The sequence below is a fragment of the Vibrio sp. 1557 genome (assembly GCF_033340175.1).
GTDB lineage: Bacteria > Pseudomonadota > Gammaproteobacteria > Enterobacterales > Vibrionaceae > Vibrio > Vibrio alginolyticus.
Genome location: NZ_JAWOVZ010000015.1, coordinates 83,153 through 105,042, shown reverse-complemented (window position 1 = coordinate 105,042; position 21,890 = coordinate 83,153). Strand labels below are relative to the sequence as shown.

Genomic DNA, 21,890 nt, shown 5'->3' with positions numbered 1-21,890 from the left:
AGGTAGATAAGAAATGGCAATCGAAATTAATGTACCAGACATCGGTGCGGATGAGGTTGAAGTTACTGAGATTCTTGTAAGCGTTGGCGACAAGGTTGAAGAAGAGCAGTCTCTGATCACAGTTGAAGGCGATAAAGCTTCTATGGAAGTTCCTGCTTCTCAAGCGGGTATCGTTAAAGAAATCAAAGTTGCAGAAGGCGACAAGGTTTCTACTGGTTCTCTAATCATGATTTTCGAAGCCGAGGGTGCAGCTGACGCTGCACCTGCTCCTGCGGCAGAAGCAGCTCCAGCAGCAGCTCCAGCTCCAGCAGCAGCAGCGGCAGAACTAAAAGAAGTTCACGTACCAGACATCGGTGGTGATGAAGTAGAAGTTACCGAAATCATGGTTGCCGTTGGCGACAGCATCGAAGAAGAGCAATCTCTTCTAACTGTTGAAGGCGACAAAGCTTCTATGGAAGTTCCAGCGCCATTCGCAGGTACTCTAAAAGAGATCAAAGTTGCAGCAGGCGATAAAGTATCGACTGGCTCACTTATCATGGTATTCGAAACAGCAGGTTCAGGCGCTCCAGCAGCACCAGCGGCAGCTGAAGCTCCTGCGGCAGCAGCTCCAGCAGCGTCTGCGGCAAAAGAAGTGAACGTTCCAGATATCGGCGGCGACGAAGTTGAAGTTACTGAGATCATGGTTGCGGTTGGCGACACAGTGGAAGAAGAGCAATCTCTAATCACTGTTGAAGGTGACAAAGCTTCTATGGAAGTTCCTGCACCATTCGCTGGCACAGTTAAAGAAATCAAGATTGCAGCTGGCGACAAAGTGTCTACTGGCTCACTAATCATGGTATTCGAAGTGGCGGGTGCAGCACCTGCTCCTGCAGCAGCTCCAGCTCAAGCGGCAGCACCTGCAGCTCCGGCTCCTAAAGCAGAAGCTCCGGCGGCAGCAGCTCCAGCAGCTCCAGCAGCGACTGGCGATTTCAAAGAAAACGATGAGTACGCTCACGCGTCTCCAGTTGTTCGTCGTCTAGCGCGTGAATTTGGCGTTAATCTTTCTAAGGTTAAAGGTTCTGGTCGTAAGAGCCGTATCCTAAAAGAAGACGTTCAAGCTTACGTGAAAGATGCACTTAAGCGTCTTGAGTCTGGCGCAGGTGCAGCAGCATCTGGCAAAGGCGACGGCGCGGCTCTTGGTCTACTACCATGGCCAAAAGTGGACTTCAGCAAGTTTGGTGAGACAGAAGTTCAACCGCTATCTCGCATTAAGAAGATCTCTGGCGCAAACCTACACCGTAACTGGGTAATGATCCCGCACGTTACACAGTGGGATAACGCAGACATCACGGCTCTTGAAGCATTCCGTAAAGAGCAAAACGCGATTGAAGCGAAGAAAGACACTGGCATGAAGATCACACCACTTGTGTTCATCATGAAAGCGGTAGCTAAAGCGCTTGAAGCGTTCCCCGCGTTCAACTCTTCTCTATCAGAAGACGGTGAGAGCCTAATTCTGAAGAAATACGTGAATGTTGGTATCGCGGTAGATACACCAAACGGTCTAGTTGTTCCTGTATTTAAAGACGTGAACAAGAAAGGCATCTACGAGCTATCTGAAGAGCTAATGGCGGTTTCTAAGAAAGCACGTGCTGGTAAGCTAACTGCGGCTGACATGCAAGGTGGCTGTTTCACTATCTCTAGCCTAGGCGGTATCGGCGGTACAGCGTTTACTCCAATCGTAAACGCACCAGAAGTTGGTATCCTAGGTGTGTCTAAGTCAGAAATGAAACCGGTATGGAACGGTAAAGAGTTCGAACCGCGTCTACAACTTCCACTGTCTCTATCATACGACCACCGTGTGATCGATGGTGCTGAAGGTGCGCGCTTCATCACTTACCTAAACTCATGTCTATCTGACATTCGTCGTCTAGTTCTGTAATAGAAATTAGATGAATGAGAGGCGGCAACTTAGCCGCCTCTGCTAATCATAATTACCGACAATTTGGTTATCAGCCTTGCTTCGTTCAGGGTTTTCACAATCGAATTGTTGTCTAGCTCACAGGCTAAATTGATTTACTTTTCACACCATTAACATCTCTGTAAACTGTTAGCGGTCTGAAAATAACTGTTTAAAACAAATCTCTCTTAAACATAAAAAATCGATACCCACTCAGCCTGTTAGGGATAATGACTACAAGAGGTCAAAATGAGCAAAGAAATTAAAGCCCAAGTTGTTGTACTTGGTTCTGGTCCTGCTGGTTACTCCGCTGCATTCCGTTGTGCGGACTTAGGTCTTGAAACTGTACTAGTTGAACGTTACAGCACGCTTGGCGGTGTATGTCTGAACGTGGGTTGTATCCCATCTAAAGCACTGCTTCACGTTTCTAAAGTAATTGAAGAAGCGAAAGCGATGGCTGACCACGGCGTTGTGTTCGGTGAGCCTCAAACAGACATCAGCAAAATCCGCATCTGGAAAGAAAAAGTTGTTAACCAACTAACTGGCGGCCTAAGCGGTATGGCTAAGATGCGTAACGTAACAGTAGTTAACGGTTACGGTAAGTTCACTGGCCCTAACTCTATCCTTGTAGAAGGCGAAGGTGAGCCAACAGTTGTTAACTTTGACAACGCAATCGTTGCGGCTGGTTCTCGTCCAATCAAACTGCCATTTATCCCGCATGAAGACCCACGTATTTGGGACTCTACTGACGCTCTTGAACTAAAAGAAGTGCCAGAAAAACTGCTTATCATGGGCGGTGGTATCATCGGTCTAGAAATGGGTACGGTTTACCACTCTCTAGGTTCTAAAGTTGAAGTTGTTGAAATGTTTGACCAGGTAATTCCTGCAGCAGACAAAGATATCGTGAAAGTATTTACTAAGCGTATCAAAGACAAGTTCAAGCTAATGCTAGAAACGAAAGTAACAGCAGTTGAAGCAAAAGAAGACGGTATCTACGTTTCAATGGAAGGCAAGAAAGCGCCAGCTGAAGCTGAGCGTTACGATGCGGTTCTAGTTGCTATCGGTCGTGTACCAAATGGTAAGCTAATCGACGGTGAAAAAGCGGGTCTAGAAATTGACGAGCGCGGCTTCATCAACGTTGATAAGCAAATGCGTACTAACGTTCCTCACATCTTCGCGATCGGTGATATCGTTGGTCAACCAATGCTTGCTCACAAAGGTGTGCATGAAGGTCACGTAGCTGCTGAAGTTATCTCTGGTAAGAAGCACTACTTCGACCCTAAAGTTATCCCTTCAATTGCGTACACTGAGCCAGAAGTGGCTTGGGTTGGTAAGACTGAAAAAGAAGCGAAAGAAGAAGGCATCAAGTACGAAGTAGCAACATTCCCATGGGCAGCATCAGGTCGTGCAATCGCATCTGACTGTGCAGACGGTATGACTAAGCTAATCTTCGACAAAGAAACTCACCGCGTAATCGGTGGTGCTATCGTTGGTACTAACGGTGGTGAACTACTTGGTGAAATCGGCCTTGCAATTGAGATGGGCTGTGATGCAGAAGATATCGCTCTGACTATCCACGCTCACCCAACTCTACACGAGTCTGTAGGTCTGGCTGCTGAAGTATTTGAAGGTTCAATCACTGACCTGCCAAACAAAAAAGCAGTTAAGAAGAAGTAAGCTTTTTCTGACTGAATGATAGAAGCCGCTGCATTGCAGCGGTTTTTTTATGCTTGTTATATAGAAATATAAATGTGTGCTTAGCTGACAGCAGACAATAAAAAGCCCACCAAACGGTGGGCTGACATATATTACGAGCTAAGCTTTAGTGTTCACGGTTGTAAATGCAAAGCATATCTAAGTATGAATTCACTAGATGTTTCAGCTCCGCTTCACCTTTAGCGCGGTTCGCTTGGACAAACAGTGAGTAACAAATACCGTGGAACAGGTTTGCCAAGTGTTCTGAATCGTGCTGGTCACACACTTCGCCACGTTCAATTGCTTTAATGAACATGTTTTGTACTAGCAACTGGTTAGTACGGTTAGTTGAAACAAACAATGGCCATACTTCGTCACGTGTTGAAGCACTCCACTCGAACCATACTTTTAGCCAGTGACAATCTTGGCTGACAAGCTCGATCATCGCATTAGTAATATTGGCGATGTTTTCACGTGCATGTAAGTCTAGGTCTATGTTATCCGATAGGAAGTTTGAGAACTGACGTACGACGTGATTGAGAACTTCATCCACCAAGTCTTCGCGTGTAGGGAAGTAGTTAAAAACAGTCGCTACAGAAACTTGAGCAATTTCTGCGATATCTGCGTGACCACCACGACCGATGCCGCGGCGCGCAAATACTTCCAATGCGATTTCCATTAACTGTTGCTTACGCTTAATTGGAGAAAGCCTAGTTCTAGGTCTCTTTGCAATTGAGTCCATATCCATTTTCCTTGCCATTTGAGTTGATATTGGGGGTAACCCCCTAATTGATTATTTTAATAGTTGCTTAAAGCAGTGATGAGTGTAATGGTGCATATGCACAAGGTCAACATCTGTAGAACAATTTATATACAGTAATGTCATTATTATTGATAAATTTAGCTATGAACTTTATAAAACTAAGACCTTCTTCCAAGATTTTTTGGCAACAGGATGCGACTTTCAACCCAATGAACGTGGTGATACACTACACGCCGTAAGATTAGGTGATCGTTTGCGTGCGACTTACCTCAACCCACAAATTTAGATTGAGCACAGTATGAAACATACAATAGAAGTCATGATTTCTGAGCAAGAAGTTCAGGAGCGAGTTCGTGAATTAGGCAAACAAATTACAGAGCGTTATCAAGGTAGTGAAGATCTTGTGTTGGTAGGCTTATTGCGAGGCTCATTTGTATTTATGGCAGACTTGGCACGTGCTATCGAACTGACTCACCAAGTTGATTTTATGACTGCGTCAAGCTACGGCAATACGATGGAAAGCTCACGTGACGTTCGTATCTTGAAAGATTTGGATGATGACATCAAAGGCAAAGACATTTTGCTTGTTGAAGACATCATTGATACAGGTAACACACTAAATAAAATCCGTGAGATTCTTTCGCTACGTGAGCCGAAGTCTATCGCGATTTGTACGCTCCTAGATAAGCCATCTCGTCGTGAAGTGAATGTTCCTGTGGATTGGATTGGTTTCGAAATCCCAGATGAGTTTGTCGTTGGTGTGGGTATTGATTACGCGCAGAAATACCGCCACTTACCATACATCGGTAAAGTTGTACCTCAAGAATAATCATTGAGAGCAGCATTAAAAATATAAAAAAAACGCCCATCTAAGATGGGCGTTTTTTGTTCAACTTTTAGATATGACTTAGCGACAAAGCAGCTTGTTATCTGTATTTAGAATCGTCGAAAGAGCTTTCTGGTAAGACGCTTCTACGGTTTCCTTAGAGTTAGAACGAATGCCTAAGTACTCTAAGCGACCATCTTCAATTCCGTATACCACACCATGAATTTCAACATCTTGTCCACGCTCCCAAGCGTTTTGCAGGATGGTTGAGTTACCCAAGTTGTACACTTGCTCTGCAACATTAAGCTCGCCTAGTTTATCCGCTCGATCTTGTTGCGGCATTTGATCTAGGTAAGTGCGGTGTTTGAAATAGATATCTCTGATATGTAACAGCCAATTATTAATAAGACCTAGCTTAGGGTTATCAATGGCTGCATTTACGCCACCACATCCATAGTGTCCACAGACAATGATGTGTTTAACCTTAAGAACGTCTACGGCGTACTGGACGACCGATAGACAGTTGAGATCAGTATGGATAACTTGGTTTGCAACATTCCGATGAACAAAGAGTTCACCTGAGTATAGTCCGGTTAGTCGCTCGGCAGGGACGCGGCTATCAGAGCAGCCAATCCAAAGAAAATCAGGCTTTTGCCCCTCAGCGAGTTTTGCGAAGTATTCAGGTCGATCAGATTTGATCTCTTGAGACCATTTCGAATTGTTTTCAAATAACTGTTTTATTTCCGGCATTTTGCAAACTACTTCCCTTAAAAGACAAAATCGCTGCCGCTGTTTGTGTGCACATGCAAGCGATCAGTGTTGTAACTATACACAATGTTACAATTTCGATCTCGTTAAATATTCGTCAGATTGGACTCATCTGACTAGTTTTCATTAAGAAAAAAGTAAAATCTGGTGAAACTATTTGTGGTGTGAATTTAGCCTTAATCTATTTATGGTTTAAATTTTCGCCTAGCTCGTTAAAGTAGTGATATTTTACTTTTTAAAATTGAATGCAGGGAAAATCAGCAGTGTTCGGTAGTCGTTTTGAAGATATCAATTTCAAAGGGGATGTATTTGGCGGGGTAACCACGGCGATTATCTCTCTCCCTCTGGCGTTAGCGTTTGGTGTTGCATCCGGAGCCGGTGCTGAGGCCGGCCTTTGGGGAGCAATAATGGTCGGTTTGTTTGCCTCGTTATTTGGTGGTTCTAATACGTTAATATCAGAACCGACAGGGCCAATGACGGTAATCATGACCGCAGTATTAACCAGTATGATGGCGAAATACCCAGAAACGGGCATGGCTATGACTTTCACGGTTGTCATGATGGCTGGCGCGTTCCAAATCCTATTGGGGACGTTAAAACTGGGTAAATACGTTACCTTAATGCCTTATAGCGTTATTTCCGGGTTTATGTCTGGCATTGGTGTGATTCTTATCATTCTGCAGTTATCGCCTTTGATGGGGCATGCTGCGCCTTCAGGGGGAGTACTCGGAACGTTATCTGCTTTGCCGGAGACCATTTCTAACCTTAAGTTCAGTGAGTTGTTTTTGGGACTACTGACTTTGGGGATTCTTTTTTTCTTCCCTAAGCAATATCGTAAATACGTTCCTGCACAGCTCGTGGCATTGGTCGCGGTGACTTTATTGTCTGTGATTCTCTTTGATACAGAAGATATTCGTCGTATCGGTGAAATTCCTGCTGGGTTACCTTCTCTCGTCGCCCCTTATATTGACACAGATATGTTTGTCGAGATGGTCATTGATGCATTAGTGCTCGGCACATTAGGTTGTATTGATACTTTGTTAACGGCGGTTATCGGTGACTCATTAACTCGTAAAGAACACGACTCAGATAAAGAGCTGCGAGGTCAAGGGTTAGCTAACATGATCTCAGGCTTGTTTGGTGCGCTGCCGGGGGCGGGGGCTACTATGGGGACGGTAACGAATATCCAAGTTGGGGCTCGTTCGCCATTATCTGGTGTGATTCGTGCACTAATGTTGGCGTTGGTTGTACTGGTTGCTGGCGGGTTAACAGAGCCAATCCCGATGGCTGTGTTAGCAGGCATTGCGGTGTATGTTGGCTTTAACATCCTAGACTGGAGCTTTATTCAGAGGGCACATAAGGTAAGCTTTTCCGGAATGGCGGTGATGTATGGCGTTATGTTGCTTACAGTATTCGTTGATCTTATTGTTGCGGTGGGTTTAGGCGTCTTTATCTCGAACATTATCATCATCGAGCGTTTGAGCCGAGAGCAGGCGCGACAAGTAAAAGCGATCAGCGACGCGGATGAAGATGATGTGCCGCTGACTGACAGCGAGCGTGGTTTGTTGGATCGTGCTAATGGTAAAGTGCTGTTCTTTTATCTTTCCGGTCCGATGATCTTTAGTGTTTCTAAAGCCATTTCACGTCAGCACTCTAGTATTTCGGACTATGACGTGATGATTCTCGATCTTACGGATGTACCAATGATTGATGTGACCGTCGGTTTGGCGTTAGAGAATGCGATTAAGGATGCTCTCGATGCCAATTGTGCCGTGTATTTATTATGCCCGAATGAGCGAACACGAGAACAGCTAGAGAAATTCCATGTGATTGACCTTGTCCCGGATGAAAATATGTACCAATTCCGTTACGAAGCATTGAATGCGGCGGTGGCACATGTTGAGGCAGACCAGTATCAGCGCATAACGGCGTAATCATTCTGACAGTTAAAAACGCAACAGTTTCCTGTTGCGTTTTTTTATGCTCTATTTTGTCTTACTTAGAGATAACCTTTACGAGGTAAGGGTTATATTTCCAATATTGTCGAAAGGTTTATTTGTAATCATCGTTATTCAACGATAGACTGATGGACCTCCAGTACGATACCCAAGGCGATTTTGTAGTAAACCGCTGATAAATATGAGTCGGTATTAGTAATCACAAACAAACGGCAATCAAGACCTTATGTACGCATTAGAAATTGAACAACTGCGCAAGACGTATGCAGGTGGCTTTGAGGCGTTAAAAGGTATAAGTCTCCAAGTGAAAAAGGGTGACTTCTACGCGCTTCTGGGTCCCAATGGTGCAGGAAAATCGACCACGATTGGCATCATCTCCTCCTTAGTGAATAAAACCTCCGGAACGACGAAAGTTTTCGGTTATGACATTGATACAGACCTCGAATTGGCCAAGCAGAATTTAGGCTTGGTGCCACAAGAGTTCAACTTCAACCAGTTTGAAACCGTTGAGCAAATTGTGATGCAGCAAGCTGGCTATTACGGTGTGTCTAAAGTATTAGCCAAAGAAAGAGCAGAAAAATACCTGAAAAAATTGGATTTATGGGAAAAACGCCAAGAGCGTGCTCGTAACCTATCCGGTGGGATGAAGCGTCGTTTAATGATCGCAAGAGCTTTGATGCACGAGCCGCAATTACTCATTTTAGATGAACCAACGGCTGGAGTGGATATTGAACTACGCCGCTCAATGTGGGGGTTTCTGAAAGAGATCAACCAAGAGCAAGGAATTACGATTATTTTAACGACACACTACCTAGAAGAAGCGGAGATGCTGTGTCGAAATATCGGCATTATTAATCGTGGTGAGCTGATTGAAAATACCACCATGAAGGCGTTACTAGGTAAGCTAAGCGTCGAGACATTTATCTTGGATATTGAGTCAGAAGTCGAGGTGCCTGAGCTTGAAGGTGTTAATCGACAAAGTATTGTTGATGGCTCTTTAGAGATAGAACTAGATAAGAGCCAAGGATTGAATTCGGTATTCAGTCAGTTAACAGAGCATGGCATTAAAGTTCTCTCAATGCGTAACAAAGCCAACCGACTTGAAGAGTTGTTTGTCAGCATTGTAAGAGAGGGGAGTAATTAAATGTACGGTTTATATTGGACGGCATTTCGCAGCTTGCTGAGCAAAGAAGTTACTCGTTTTACACGTATTTGGGTGCAAACCTTAGTGCCGCCAGCCATTACGATGACGTTGTACTTCATCATTTTCGGCAATCTTATTGGCTCTCGAATTGGTGAGATGAGCGGCTTTAGTTACATGGAGTACATTGTTCCAGGTTTGATCATGATGTCGGTGATCACTAACTCATACTCGAACGTGGCGTCGTCATTCTTTAGTGCAAAGCTACAGAAGAATATTGAAGAACTGCTGGTGGCACCGGTACCAAACTATGTGATTATTGCTGGCTATGTGATGGGCGGCGTGACTCGAGGTTTGTTGGTCGGTGCAATTGTTACTTGTGTGTCACTTTTGTTCGTTGATTTGCAAGTGGAGCACTGGGGCATTATTGTCGCGACTGTCTTCATGACGTCGGTTGTATTTGCTCTCGGTGGCTTGATCAATGCGGTTTACGCAAAAACGTTTGATGATATTTCGATCATCCCTACGTTTGTATTGACTCCTTTAACTTACTTGGGAGGAGTCTTTTATTCGATCAGTCTGCTGCCTGAATTTTGGCAAGGCGTTTCTAAGATCAACCCAATCGTCTACATGGTGAATGCGTTCCGCTACGGCTTTTTAGGTGTCTCGGATGTGGGCATTGTCACTTCATTTAGTGTACTTGCAGTGTTTGTTGTTGCACTGTATGCCATTGCGCATTATCTAGTAACCAAAGGGATTGGGCTAAGAAGCTAAGCCATTCTCATAAAGCAAAGAGCGGCGATTCACGCTGCTCTTTCGCGTGCATAACAATACATACCCATACAATTTTTCGGTTTTTATCATGGTAGGTTTCAATCATTTGTAATAAATGAGTGATCCTATGAATATTGTCCCGCCGCCGCCTTTCTCCTATCAGTTACTTAAGCCCAAATATTGGTCTGTATGGCTGGCATTTGGATCTTTAGCGATTCTTGTTAATGTACTGCCATACGTAGTATTGCGAATCTTAGGTAGAAGCATCGGCTGTATTGCGATGCATGTAATGAAGCGCCGACACAAGATCGCTCTGCGTAATCTCCAGCTGTGTTTCCCTGATTTTACGGATTGGCAATGTAAGGACGTAGTACGAAAAAACTTTCAATATACTGGAATGGCGATCATCGAAACCGGTATCGCTTGGTTTTGGCCAGATTGGCGGATACGTCGGATAACCTCTATTGTTGGAAAAGATCGTTTACTCGCTGAGGAAAAGAATGGACGTGGTGTGTTGGTGGTGTGCAGTCACCATTTAAACTTGGAGATAACCGCTCGTATTTTTAGCCAGTTTGCCCAAGGTTATGGCGTTTATCGCCCAAATTCGAATCCTGCTTATGAGTTTATTCAACATCGAGGTCGAACTCGTTTTGGACATCAAATGATTGATCGAAAAGACGTGAAATCAATGCTCAAAGTTCTGAAGAATGGTCATCGACTTTGGTATTTACCCGACCATGATTATGGCGTTAGCCATTCTGTTTTTGCGCCGTTTTTTGCTGTTGAACAAGCGGCGAGTACCGTCGGGTCTAGTGTTCTCATTGATGCAACAAAGTGCGCGGTTATATCTGGCGTTACAGTGAGTAAAAATCACCATTACACGCTGTACATTGGAAAAGACATTAGCGAGCGTTTCGAGAGACGTAATGCGGTTAAAGCGGCAAGCATCTTGAACCAAGAGCTTGAGAAAATGATAAAACGTGATATTCCAGCGTGGATGTGGCTGCACAAGCGGTTTAAAACTCGCCCTGAAGGGTTAGATTGCGTCTATACGTAGAGTATAAAAAAGGTCGACTAAGAGTCGACCTTTTTACTTTTATGGCTCAGAGCTTACTCTGCGTTCTCTGAGTTTGTATTGTTAGATTCAGCTTCTTCCTTCGTTTCGACAACCATATCTACCGTTTGGTTATCGATAAGACGAGCTTTGCCTAGGAACGCAGACATCAGAATAACAGCTTGTGTCGTTTCTGGTGTGATCACTTGTAATGTACGAGCATCACGAATGAAGATCTCATCAGGGTGCAGACCTGCAGCTCGAAGTTGGTCGCTTGCATCTTCGATGATCGATGCGTAGTCATCGCGGCCACCGCGAATGGCACTACTGATCCAACGCATTGTACGAGCAAGTACAGGAGCGCGTTGACGCTCGTCCAGCGTAAGCAAGCCATTGCGTGAACTCATTGCTAAACCGTCCATTTCACGTACGGTTGGTACACCGATGATTTCAATGTCCATTGCTAGGTCATCAACCATCTTGCGGATAACAGCAAGTTGTTGGAAGTCCTTCTCGCCGAAGCACGCGACATCCGGTTGTACGATGTTAAACAGCTTATTCACAATCGTCGTCACGCCACGGAAATGACCTGGTCGAGACGCGCCTTCGAGAATTGTTGATAGGGCAGGGACATCGACGAAGGTTTGCTTATCCAGACCTTCAGGGTAGATAACTTCTGGTGTTGGCGTAAATACCACATCGACCCCTTCAGAGGTTAACTTGCTTAAGTCTTCCTCTAGCGTGCGTGGGTAATTATTTAAATCGTCAGCACGATCAAACTGCATCGGATTAACAAAGATGCTTACGACAACGATATCAGCGTATTCGCGTGCTTTACGCACTAAAGTTAAGTGGCCTTCGTGAAGGTTGCCCATGGTAGGGACAAACGCCACTTTACGACCTTCACGTTTAAAGGTTTTAAGGTGTTCACGAACTGCTGAGATTTCCGCAAAAGTTTGCATGCATTTATCCTCTAGGCAATGGTATGAGCGTCGTCTGGGAATACACCGTTGGCTACATCTTCAATGTATTTAGTAACGGCTTTGCGCATATCACCTGTTTCAGCAAGAAAGTTTTTGGAGAATTTCGGCATGTAGTTGGCAGAAATACCGAACATATCATGCATCACGAGAATTTGACCATCTGTTACGTTACCTGCACCAATACCGATAACAGGAACGTCAAGCACTTGCGTAATACGTTCAGCAAGCTCAGCTGGTACGCATTCTAGTAAGACGATTTGAGCGCCTGCTTCTTGCAGCGCTAATGCGTCTTTTACCATGCGGTCTGCTTTTTCTTGATCGCGACCTTGGATTTTGTAACCACCAAAAATGTTAACAGCTTGAGGAGTTAAACCAAGATGAGCACAAACTGGAACTGATCGTTCAGTGAGCATTTTCACCGTGTCGACAAGCCAGTCACCACCTTCAATTTTTACCATATTGGCACCAGCACGCATCAGTTTAGCCGCACTTTCGCAAGCTTGCTCTGGCGTGGTGTAGCTCATGAATGGCATGTCTGCCATCAACAAACAATTTGGGCTACCAGCACGTACGCAACGAGTATGGTAAGCGATATCATCGACCGTTACTGGCAGAGTATCGTTGTGACCTTGCAAAACCATACCTAGAGAATCACCAACAAGAAGTACTGGCATTTCTTGGCTTTCAAACAGTTGGGCAAAGCTCGCATCATAAGCGGTTGAAGTAGCAAATTTACGACCTTCTTGCTTCCACTTGATTAGGTCGTTGATGGTCATTTTTTTCATGGTTTTATCCTTACTAGGAGTTGGCTATGACTGCCAGATACTGAGGCCGTTTCTATCTACTTGTTCCAGTAGTTCAGAGACCTCGGTCCCATCAGGGAGTTGTAAACTTGGTGCAATTTCCGCAAGAGGGTAGAGTACGAATTCACGCTCTTTCATTCCATAATGAGGAACGATCAGCCTCTCGGAATTAATCACCTCATTGCCATAAAGCACAATGTCGAGGTCCAAGGTTCTTGGTCCCCAGCGTTCGTCTTTACGGACACGCCCTTGTTCTTGCTCTATAGCTTGTGTGCAATTGAGCAATTCAATAGGCGTCAAACTGGTGTTAATAGACACAACCGCATTGATGTAATCCGGTTGGTGTTGTGGCCCCATTGGCGTGCTGCTGTATAGCGAAGAAGCTTGAACAAACTCTGATTTAGGCAGCGTTTTTAATGCTTCAATCGCTTGCTTCGCTTGGCTGACAGGATCCGCCAAGTTACTGCCTACCGCAATGTACGCTGTAATCATGATTTGGGCTTACTCTTTTTCTTGCGATAAGTTTTACGGCGGCGCTGGCCTGTTTTCGGTGATTGACCGTCTAAGTCGGCAGCCATTGCTTGACGCATTTCTCGGCCTGCATTTTGAAAAGTTTCCCACCACTTGGCAAGCTTCTGAGTGTCACCACCTTCAATTTCACCGCGCATTTCAAGAAAATCAAAGCCAGCTCTAAATTTATTGAGCTCCATAAGACGGAATGCACGTTTACCGTTACGTCGTGGAAGACGAAGCTGTAACTGCCAAATCTCGCGAATGGTTGCGGTGTGGCGTCTTGGAATGGCAATTGTGCGAACTTGCTCGTCAAGAATGACGTTGCTCGCTTCCATAATGGCGTCGTAATGGCCTAAGTTGCGCTCTTCCATCAGTTCATCGGCTTTCGCACACAGTGGGTACCACAGCATTGCAGCAAACATAAATGCTGGATTGATGCGTTTCCCATCTTCGATGCGCATGTCGGTAGAATCTAGGACAAGATCCAACATCTGCTCAGTGTGAGAGGAGTAATCTTCTGTAAAGTGCGCTGCAATCGTCGGGAATAGTTGCTGGAATAGGTTGTACTCACGCAGTAGGTGGTAGGTTTCTAAGCCATGACCGGATTGCAATAATTTGAGTGACTCTTCAAAAAGACGCGCTGACGGAATGTCACCGAGCAACGGTGCCATGTGTTCGATTGGCGCTGCGGTGTCTTCTTCAATATCAAAGTCTAGTTTTACCGCGAAACGAACCGCACGCAGCATGCGCACAGGGTCTTCACGGTAGCGTGTTTCTGGATCACCAATCAGTCGAATTAGGCGATCTTCTAAATCTTCAATACCACGTGCGTAGTCGTGAATCGAGTAATCTGCGATGTTGTAGTACATCGAGTTAATCGTGAAATCACGGCGCTCAGCATCTTCATCGATGGTGCCGTAGACGTTGTCACGCAGCAGCATACCCTCTTTTGATTGCTGAGAAATGCTCTTATTCTTTTGCTCTTGGTGGTGACCACGGAATGTCGCAACCTCAATGATGTCTCGGCCAAACATAATATGAGCCAAGCGGAAGCGGCGACCAATCAAACGGCAGTTACGAAATAGCTGTTTGATCTGTTCCGGAGTTGCGTTGGTCGCAATGTCAAAATCTTTTGGTTTTTGTCCAAGCAGTAAGTCTCGAACCCCGCCACCCACAAGAAAAGCATCGAAACCAGCACCATTTAGGCGGTACAGTACCTTCAGCGCATTATCACTGATCTGCTTACGCGAAATGTTGTGCTCTTCACGAGTTATTACATTGAGAGCGAGCTCTGGAATTGTGGCAGGTTCGCTTGGTGTATAGTCGTTTGTATTCATGTGCATCTGGCAATAACTGGGTTTAATCCAATCTTGCTTTGGTTAGTTTTATACGCCTCTAGGGCCTAATTTGCGGCTAATGATAGCCTACACAATGCCATTTGAGAATCACGGTGTGATCTCGATCTCTGCTGGAAGCTGTTCCAACCGCCAGTTTTCGCAGCCCCAACGAAGAATATCTTCTATGTTGGCCGCCCTTACGGTTTCAGGTATCTCGAAACCTAAAAATGTCATGGCGCGCAATAGAGTAGGTTTTGGTGTATCTATATCAATAGCCGTCGCGTGATTTTGTTTCGACAATTTATTGCCGTTGTTGTCCATCGCCAATGGTAAATGCAAGTAGCTAACTTCTGGCTGACCAAGTATTTGGTACAGGCTAATTTGACGCCCTGTCGGCTCGATTAAGTCTGCACCTCGCACGACTTCTGTGACGCCTTGGTCGATGTCGTCCAATACTACCGCAAGATTATAAGCAAATAATCCATCTCGACGTTTAATAATGAAATCTTCATTAACGAGTTGCTCTGGAATCGTAATGGTTCCCCGCTTTTGGTCGAGGAAATGAGCGACAGGCTTGGTCATTTTTAGGCGAATCGCGCCTTCTTTCAAGTTTTTATCGCGGCAAGTGCCAGGATAAAAACCGCCATGCTCTTTAATTTGCTTACGAGTACATTGGCAATAATAGGCTTCTCCATTTTCGAGCCATTTGTTTATTTGAGCTTGGTAAAGGTCGTGACGTTCGCTCTGGTATACCACTTCTCCATCCCAATGCAGCTGATAGGCCTTGAGTGCCTCTAGGATAAGTTGCGCTGCACCTGGCATTTCTCTTGGTGGGTCTAAGTCCTCAATACGTACTAACCAAGCTCCATTTTGTGCTTTCGCTTGAAAATAACTGCCAAGAGCGGCAATCAGTGAACCAAAATGCAGTGGACCAGAAGGAGATGGGGCGAATCGACCTACATAGCGTGTCATGCGTGTATCTCGAATTTAGTAAACAAATAGGGTGCGAAGGTAGCCAAAACAAAAAGGGAGCCTGAGCTCCCTTCAACAATCATAATGCTGGGTGATTAACCTTGCATTTGCTTCTCTTTGATTTCTGCAAGTGTTTTACAGTCAATACAAAGGTCAGCGGTTGGACGTGCTTCAAGACGGCGAACGCCAATCTCTACGCCACAAGACTCACAGAAGCCAAAATCGTCTTCTTTGATTTTATCCAAAGTCTTTTCAATCTTCTTGATCAAACGGCGTTCGCGGTCACGGTTACGCAGTTCTAGGCTGAACTCTTCCTCTTGAGAGGCGCGGTCAACTGGATCTGGGAAGTTTGCTGCTTCGTCCTGCATGTGGTGAACAGTACGATCCACTTCAGCTCTTAGCTGGTCGCGCCAAGCTGTTAAGATTTTCGTAAAGTGTTCAACCTGCTCTGGTGACATGTACTCTTCACCAGGTTTTTCCTGATATGGCTCCACGCCGGCAATGGCTAGGATGCCTATCGTTTTCTTCTTTGATTCTGGCATACAGCATCTCCTACTTACACCTAGTCAACTGCTACGCAGTCAATTTAAGGCGGGTATCTATAGCAAAAAGAGGCGGTGCAAGCAAATACTGAATCGCAAAGTTATCGTCAATGTGAAGACGACATCATTTTTTCTCTTAATTGATAAAATCAATAGCGGAAATCAGCTTCATTCCAGTATCGCTCAGTTCAGCTTTGTAGCAGAGAACTTCCACTCCAGCGTCTTGTGCTTGTTTGAGTAATAGTGAATATTTCGCGTCTATATGGTGCGCCGCGGATACTTTTTCAATACCTGAATGTAAAACAGTGAATAAAAGTATGGCTCTACTTCCATTTTGTGCCATTTCTGTGAGCTCTCTCAGGTGTTTTTGTCCCCGAGTCGTGACCGCATCTGGGAAGTATCCTTGTCCAGTAGAGTCGGTCTCATCAAGAAGAGTGACGCTTTTCACTTCTATATAGCACTTTGGCTTGTCGTCTGCGCTGAGCAAGATATCAATTCGGCTATTTTCATTGCCGTATTTCACCTCAGTTTGAAGTGTGTCATAACCATAAAGCTCTGAAATGACATTATTTTCAATAGCCTCTACGGCTAATTGATTGGCACGCGCGGTGTTGATACAAATACGGTGGCCTTGTTCGGTCTCACTCAACTCCCAACTATTGGGGTATTTTCGTTTCGGGTTGTCGGAAGTAGAAAACCAAACTTTGTTTCCGGGCGTTGCACAACCCGTCATTGCACCTGTATTTGCGCAGTGGATTGTACGGATTTCACCAGTATCGAGCTCGATATCGGCAAGAAAGCGTTTATAACGTTTGAGTAGAGTGGCGGACTCTAAAGCGGGTGTAAAATGCATTTGCTTATTTAGACAAAAAATTTTTTATGTACAATGTTGCCACCATTACACCATAAGGTATTTCCTTTGTCACAATTGCCGATTGAAGCCGTGATGCCTGAGTTGCTGACGGCGGTCAAAAATCAACATCAAGTGATCTTAAAAGCGGCGCCTGGTGCCGGTAAGTCGACTTACTTCCCTTTGCAGTTACTCTTAAATCATTCGGTTGCTGGAAAAATCATCATGCTTGAGCCAAGACGACTCGCGGCGCGTAACATTGCCCGTTATCTTGCTGAGCAATTGGGAGAACAAGTTGGTCAACGCGTGGGTTATCGAGTTCGTGGCGAGGCAAAGGTAAGTTCTGCAACGCAGCTGGAGATCGTGACCGAAGGGATCATGACCAGGATGATCCAAACTGACCCTGAACTGGATGGGGTTGATCTACTGATCTTTGATGAGTTTCATGAACGCAGCATTCATGCCGATACCGCTTTGGCATTCAGTTTAGAAGTTCAAGAGGCATTGCGAGACGATCTCAAGCTGGTGGTAATGTCGGCAACGCTTGACCAACAAGCATTACAATCGTTGTTGCCGGAAGCCAGTTACATTGAATCTGAAGGGCGCAGCTTTGATGTGGCAATGCGCTACCAGCCGTTAGGTGTGAACGAGCATTTACCTACGAGTATGGCAAAAACAATAGAAAGTCTTATGAACAAAGAGTCCGGATCTTTGTTAGCTTTCCTACCGGGTGTTGGTGCCATAAAACAAGTTGAAGAGCGGTTGTCTCATTTAGCGGATGATATCGACATATGCCCACTTTATGGTCAACTGAGTTTTGCAGATCAACAAAAAGCGATTACGCCAGCAGAACAAGGTAAGCGTAAAGTCGTTCTAGCGACCAACATTGCAGAAACTTCACTAACGATTGAAGGCATTCGCCTCGTGGTTGATTCTGGGTTAGAGCGTATTGCCCGCTTTGATTTGAAAAACGGTTTAACACGCTTAGAGCAAACACGCATTGCACAGTCTTCAGCGATTCAGCGTGCAGGACGAGCGGGACGAATAGAAGAGGGCATTTGTGTTCGTCTTTATTCTGAAAACCAGTTCAAGCAGCAACCGCTGGTTCCCCTACCCGAAATTTTGCATTCCGATTTGGCTAGTTTAGTTATGGAGCTTGCCTTTTGGGGAACGGGTGATATCCACGATCTAAAGTGGCTTGATGTTCCCGCTAATGCGTCATTGGAACAAGCGAAGCAGCTATTGGTGTCATTGGGACTACTGACGGAAAAAGGGCAATTAACGTCCGAAGGAAAACAGGCGCATGAACTAGGCGTTGAGCCTCGTGCGGCTGCGATGCTAATTAAAGCGCAATCTTACAGTGATAAGATGTTAAATGCTGCTTTGGCGGCGGTCGCACTGATTGAAGAGCCAGAGAGAAATGTTACCAATATCTCTTATAGCTTGCATCGTTGGCTTGTTGGTACTCATCCAAAAAAGTCGATGTTGTTCAAGCGTGCTCAATCTCTGGCGTACAAATTGGATACGGTATTTGACCTGAAAGGCGTGGATGAAGATGCATTACCGCTGGTGTTAAGTTTGGCATTTCCAGATCGCATTGCGCAGCAGCGCACAAATCAATTTGGGCGATTTACTTTGGCTAATGGTCATGGTGCAGAATGTCATCAGGAAGACATGCTAGGTGGCTGTGAGTATTTGGTTGCCGTTGACTTAATGCGTTCTCATTCTAACTCAAGTCAAATTCATTCGGCATGTGAATTGGATGTCAATATATTGCGAACGACCTTTGATACGCTATTTTCGTCTGAAGAAGTAGTGGACTGGGATGAAAAAAGAGGCCGTCTAATAGCTGAGCGACAAACAAAACTCGGTCTGCTGGTCGTTGAACGCGAGCCGTTGCCAAACCCTGGCAAAGAAAAAATGACACAAGCTTTACTCACGTATGTCCGCCGCCAGGGCTTACAGAGTCTAAACTGGACACCGGCAGCGGAGAGCTTGTTGGCTCGGATTCGTTGTGCGGTGGAATGGTTACCTGAGCAGTCATGGCCAATGTTTGATGAAGCCAGTTTGTTGGATTCATTAGAGGAGTGGTTAGAGCCATACATGACGTCTGTCAGCTCGGTTAAAGACCTGAGCAAGATAAACTTGGTCGAAGCGCTTAATGCTCGATTAGGTTGGCCACTCAATCAACAACTGGATGAATGGTTACCTGAGCATTACCAACTGCCCACTGGTTCAAAGAAGCGTATCCGTTACCAATATGGCCACGAGCCGATATTATCGGTGCGTATGCAAGAAGTATTTGGGGAGAGTGGTTCCCCAACGGTGGCTCTTGGCCGCAAGCGTTTGGTGCTTGAACTGCTTTCACCGGCACAACGTCCATTGCAAGTAACGTCGGACTTGGCGGCTTTCTGGAACGGAAGCTACAAAGACGTTCAAAAAGAGATGAAAGGGCGCTACCCAAAACACGTTTGGCCAGATGATCCTGCCAATCATGTAGCAACAACGAAAACAAAAAGACAATTGAATAATGACTGACAGCAAGAAGCCTAGCGCGAAAAAAGCGCCAGCGAAGAAAAGTACAACCAATAAAGGAGCCGCAAAACAGACTCGACGTACGCCGAGTAAAAAGCCGACTAACGAGAAACGTTCGTGGTTGAAAGTTCTGTGGTCGTTTAGCTGGAAAGCTGGCGTTGCACTTGCCGCTGTTTTGCTGTTTGTTGGGATTTACTTAGATAGTGTGGTGAAAGAACGCTTTGAAGGCCAGCTGTTTGAGCTGCCAACGGTGGTTTATGCCCGTATCTTGAATCTAAGCCCTGGTGAGAATATCACCATCCAAGAACTGCGCAACGAGCTAGATGTGTTGAATTACCGTAAAGTGAGTCAACCTCGTTACCCAGGCGAATATTCCTCTTCTTCCACTCGGATTGAATTGATTCGTCGTCCATTCGAGTTTGCCGATGGTCCCGAGCCGGATCGTCACATTATGCTGCATTTTTCTGATTCCGGCTTGCAACGTATTCAGTCTTTAGAATCTCGAGGAGACCTTGGTTACTTGCGCCTAGAACCGAAGATGTTGGGCATGCTGGAGAAAGACCGTGATGAACAGCGCCTTTTCTTACGTCGTGATCAGTTCCCTGAAATTTTAGTGGATGCGCTGCTTGCGACCGAAGACCGGGATTTTTATCAACATGACGGGGTGTCACCGCTCGCGATTGCACGTGCATTGGTTGCGAACATTAAGGCCGGTCGTGCTGTTCAAGGCGGTAGTACGTTGACTCAGCAATTGGCAAAAAACCTATTTTTGACTCGTGATAAAACACTGTGGCGTAAAGTTCGAGAAGCGTATATCGCGCTAATTTTGGATTACCGTTATAGCAAAGATCGTATCTTAGAAGCCTACCTAAACGAAGTGTACCTAGGTCAAAGTGGAGGTGAAGCGATCCACGGGTTTGGCTTGGCGTCGCGTTACTATTTTGGGCAGCCAATCCAGGAGTTGCGAATCGATCAGCTGGCGATGTTAGTTGGGATGGTAAAAGGACCGTCTTACTACAACCCAATTCGTTACCCTGAGAGAACGAAAGAGCGTCGTGATCTCGTTCTGCGCCTGTTAATGCAGCAAAACATGTTGACTTCAGAGCAGTATGAACAAGCTGTAAGTCGTCCACTCGATACGCAAAGCAAGCCACGTATTGCGAGCCGTCAGCCAGCTTATTTCCAACAATTGAGCATTGAATTAAAAGAAAAAGTTGGGGAGCGATTTAAAGCAGAGACCGGACTGCGCGTATTTACGTCTCTGGACCCAGTATCGCAAAGCAAAATGGAACAAGCTATCGCGAAAAAGCTCCCAGAACTAGCTAAACGGGGTGGTAAAGAGTTAGAAGCCGCAGCTGTGGCCGTTGATCGCCATAGTGGTGAAATCCGTGCGATGGTTGGTGGTAAACGTGTCGGTTATGAAGGCTTTAACCGCGCGCTCAATGCCAGTCGTCCAATTGGTTCTTTAGTGAAACCAGCGATTTACTTAACGGCTCTAGAACAACCGGATAAATACAACCTAGGCACGACGCTACACGACACGCCGTTAAGTCTGAAGAGCAGTAAAGGTAACGTGTGGACGCCGCGCAACTACGATAGAAAATATCGTGGTGATGTGCCACTTTACATTGCTTTAGCGAAATCACTTAACGTACCAACCGTGCGCTTAGGTATGGCACTTGGCATTCCTGAAGTGTCCAATACTTTAGAGCGTTTGGGCGTGAACAAAGACGAAATTCGCCCAGTGCCTTCGATGTTTTTGGGTTCGTTTTCTTTGACGCCATTCGAAGTCGCACAGATGTATCAGACTCTGACGAATTCAGGTAAGCGTGCAAAACTGACCGCTCTGCGCTCAGTCATGGATATGGAAGGTAATGTGCTGTATCAATCCTTGCCTCGTTCATCAAGAGCCGTGGATGAACAAGCTGCATGGCTAACGACCTACGCGATGAAACAAGGGGTTGCTCAAGGCACTGGCCGCTTCTTACAAAGCCAGTTTGGTTGGGCTGCATTGGCAGGAAAAACGGGTACCAGTAATGACAACCGCGATAGTTGGTTTGTCGGTGTTGATGGTCGTGAGGTGACGACAATTTGGCTAGGCCGCGACGATAATAAACCCGTGAATCTAACGGGGTCGAGTGGTGCATTACGAGTGTACGCAGAGTACTTGAAGCAGCGTATTCCTGAGCGCTTAGAGCTCCCATGGCCAAGAGAAATCACCACATTAGGGTTCAAGCCTACATCTGATGGAGGTTTAGAAATGAACTGCCGTAGTGATTACAAACTGCCGGTTTGGGATAAAACCGGTCAGATAAAGCAACAGTGTGAGAAGAAATCAAACTGGTTAAATAGCATATTTGATTGGTAGCATCGCCAAATCAACAACATTAGCTTGTTTATCTGATTAATTCTTAGTACATATTAGGGCGTGTTAGTACAG

General features: G+C 45.4%; 18 protein-coding genes. 9 read left to right on the top strand and 9 right to left on the bottom strand.

Annotated elements, in window-relative coordinates:
• Positions 1–13 precede the first annotated feature (13 nt).
• Together aceF and lpdA are read left to right on the top strand one after the other, a co-directional pair.
• Positions 14–1,918, top strand: a complete 1,905-nt coding sequence (gene aceF / locus R7070_RS17070; RefSeq protein ID WP_256900267.1) for a pyruvate dehydrogenase complex dihydrolipoyllysine-residue acetyltransferase — start codon at positions 14–16, stop codon at positions 1,916–1,918.
• Between the two features lie 267 nt (positions 1,919–2,185).
• On the top strand, positions 2,186–3,613 hold the full coding sequence (lpdA, locus tag R7070_RS17065; RefSeq protein ID WP_005379993.1) for a dihydrolipoyl dehydrogenase: 1,428 nt from the start codon (positions 2,186–2,188) through the stop codon (positions 3,611–3,613).
• A 145-nt stretch (positions 3,614–3,758) separates the two neighbouring features.
• Here lpdA and opaR read toward each other — a convergent pair whose 3' ends face one another.
• Positions 3,759–4,373 carry a transcriptional regulator OpaR gene (gene opaR / locus R7070_RS17060; protein WP_005379994.1) on the bottom strand — a complete coding sequence of 205 codons (615 nt, stop codon included), beginning with the start codon at positions 4,371–4,373 and terminating at the stop codon, positions 3,759–3,761.
• Between the two features lie 319 nt (positions 4,374–4,692).
• Between opaR and hpt the strand changes: the two genes are divergently transcribed.
• Positions 4,693–5,223 (top strand): hypoxanthine phosphoribosyltransferase, encoded by a 531-nt coding sequence (gene hpt, locus R7070_RS17055; protein WP_005379995.1) that lies wholly within the window; start codon positions 4,693–4,695, stop codon positions 5,221–5,223.
• Positions 5,224–5,301: 78 nt separating this feature from the next.
• Here hpt and can read toward each other — a convergent pair whose 3' ends face one another.
• A complete protein-coding gene (can, locus tag R7070_RS17050; protein ID WP_005379996.1) occupies positions 5,302–5,970 on the bottom strand; it encodes a carbonate dehydratase in 669 nt (222 codons plus the stop codon).
• Between the two features lie 281 nt (positions 5,971–6,251).
• On the opposite strand from can, the gene R7070_RS17045 reads away from it, so the two are divergent.
• The 4 genes from R7070_RS17045 to R7070_RS17030 all read left to right on the top strand — a co-directional run bounded on the left by R7070_RS17045 (position 6,252) and on the right by R7070_RS17030 (position 10,918).
• Positions 6,252–7,922, top strand: coding sequence for a SulP family inorganic anion transporter (locus tag R7070_RS17045; RefSeq protein ID WP_005379997.1), 1,671 nt, complete (start codon positions 6,252–6,254; stop codon positions 7,920–7,922).
• Positions 7,923–8,172: 250 nt separating this feature from the next.
• A complete protein-coding gene (locus R7070_RS17040) occupies positions 8,173–9,090 on the top strand; it encodes an ABC transporter ATP-binding protein (protein WP_005380000.1) in 918 nt (305 codons plus the stop codon).
• Positions 9,091–9,861: an ABC transporter permease gene (locus R7070_RS17035; RefSeq protein WP_005386598.1), complete on the top strand. Its 771-nt coding sequence runs from the start codon at positions 9,091–9,093 to the stop codon at positions 9,859–9,861.
• Positions 9,862–9,988: 127 nt separating this feature from the next.
• Complete coding sequence (locus tag R7070_RS17030) at positions 9,989–10,918, top strand: Kdo(2)-lipid IV(A) acyltransferase (RefSeq protein ID WP_053304122.1); 930 nt, start codon at positions 9,989–9,991, stop codon at positions 10,916–10,918.
• A 53-nt stretch (positions 10,919–10,971) separates the two neighbouring features.
• Here R7070_RS17030 and panC read toward each other — a convergent pair whose 3' ends face one another.
• The 7 genes from panC to sfsA all read right to left on the bottom strand — a co-directional run bounded on the left by panC (position 10,972) and on the right by sfsA (position 16,918).
• The gene (panC, locus tag R7070_RS17025; protein WP_318141262.1) at positions 10,972–11,877 is read right to left on the bottom strand and encodes a pantoate--beta-alanine ligase; all 906 of its coding nucleotides are present in this window, start codon (positions 11,875–11,877) and stop codon (positions 10,972–10,974) included.
• An 11-nt stretch (positions 11,878–11,888) separates the two neighbouring features.
• Positions 11,889–12,683, bottom strand: coding sequence for a 3-methyl-2-oxobutanoate hydroxymethyltransferase (panB, locus tag R7070_RS17020; protein ID WP_054574817.1), 795 nt, complete (start codon positions 12,681–12,683; stop codon positions 11,889–11,891).
• Between the two features lie 24 nt (positions 12,684–12,707).
• Positions 12,708–13,193, bottom strand: a complete 486-nt coding sequence (gene folK, locus R7070_RS17015; RefSeq protein WP_256900266.1) for a 2-amino-4-hydroxy-6-hydroxymethyldihydropteridine diphosphokinase — start codon at positions 13,191–13,193, stop codon at positions 12,708–12,710.
• Positions 13,190–14,557 (bottom strand): polynucleotide adenylyltransferase PcnB, encoded by a 1,368-nt coding sequence (pcnB, locus tag R7070_RS17010; RefSeq protein ID WP_318141261.1) that lies wholly within the window; start codon positions 14,555–14,557, stop codon positions 13,190–13,192. The genes folK and pcnB overlap by 4 nt, the downstream gene beginning before the upstream one ends.
• A gap of 102 nt (positions 14,558–14,659) precedes the next feature.
• Positions 14,660–15,523 carry a tRNA glutamyl-Q(34) synthetase GluQRS gene (gene gluQRS, locus R7070_RS17005; RefSeq protein WP_104975576.1) on the bottom strand — a complete coding sequence of 288 codons (864 nt, stop codon included), beginning with the start codon at positions 15,521–15,523 and terminating at the stop codon, positions 14,660–14,662.
• Between the two features lie 95 nt (positions 15,524–15,618).
• Entirely contained in the window at positions 15,619–16,065 is a 447-nt protein-coding gene (dksA, locus tag R7070_RS17000; protein WP_005386584.1) for an RNA polymerase-binding protein DksA, read from the bottom strand.
• A gap of 136 nt (positions 16,066–16,201) precedes the next feature.
• On the bottom strand, positions 16,202–16,918 hold the full coding sequence (gene sfsA / locus R7070_RS16995) for a DNA/RNA nuclease SfsA (RefSeq protein ID WP_005380023.1): 717 nt from the start codon (positions 16,916–16,918) through the stop codon (positions 16,202–16,204).
• Between the two features lie 66 nt (positions 16,919–16,984).
• Between sfsA and hrpB the strand changes: the two genes are divergently transcribed.
• The gene (gene hrpB, locus R7070_RS16990; protein ID WP_215810048.1) at positions 16,985–19,453 is read left to right on the top strand and encodes an ATP-dependent helicase HrpB; all 2,469 of its coding nucleotides are present in this window, start codon (positions 16,985–16,987) and stop codon (positions 19,451–19,453) included.
• A complete protein-coding gene (gene mrcB, locus R7070_RS16985) occupies positions 19,446–21,818 on the top strand; it encodes a penicillin-binding protein 1B (protein WP_318141260.1) in 2,373 nt (790 codons plus the stop codon). The genes hrpB and mrcB overlap by 8 nt, the downstream gene beginning before the upstream one ends.
• Positions 21,819–21,890 lie beyond the last annotated feature (72 nt).